This window comes from Streptomyces adelaidensis (assembly GCF_016598475.1).
Lineage (GTDB): Bacteria > Actinomycetota > Actinomycetes > Streptomycetales > Streptomycetaceae > Streptomyces > Streptomyces adelaidensis.
In genome coordinates, this window is the sequence record NZ_JAEMUX010000297.1 from 1 (window position 1) to 537 (window position 537).

The window sequence follows — 537 nt, forward strand, 5'->3', positions numbered from 1 at the left end:
CCGGGCACCCCGCCGTAGTGCGCGAACGCCCGGCGGTGGCACTCCCAGAACGCCGCAAGGTTCTGGCTGGTGGTGAAGCAGCAGAACGGATCCCGGGAGTAGGACAGGACCATGTGGAAGGAGTAGACCTTCGGGATCCCGACATGGGCCAGGATGCCGCCCTCGTCGCCCCAGTCGACCTGGGCCTGGGCGCCGGGCACCACCTCGAAGCGGCGGTGGAGTCGGGCAAGCTCCCGCGGGGTGTATCCGAGCTCTTCCGCGATCCTGGGGCGGGCCTGCTGCACATACATCTTGACGCGCTGGTAGTGGTGCGGGAAGTCGTACTGCTCGACGAGACGCTCATGGATCACCGCGGCCTTCAGCAGCACCTCGGCCCGCAGCCAGGCATCGATCACATGCGCCCACGGCTTGATCACCTGGTTGCCCAGATCCGACCGCGGCGCCGGAGCCGGAGGCTCAGGAGGCCCGTCGCTCTCCAGGTACTTCTTGACCGTGCGCCAGTTCAGGCCGGTCTCACGGGCGATCTCCGAGATGCTC

Annotated in this window: 1 pseudogene; it reads right to left on the reverse strand. The window is 67.8% G+C overall.

Features of this window, described 5'->3' with window-relative positions:
* Positions 1–537 (reverse strand): annotated as a pseudogene (locus tag I8N67_RS41935) (IS21 family transposase); the annotation flags it as partial.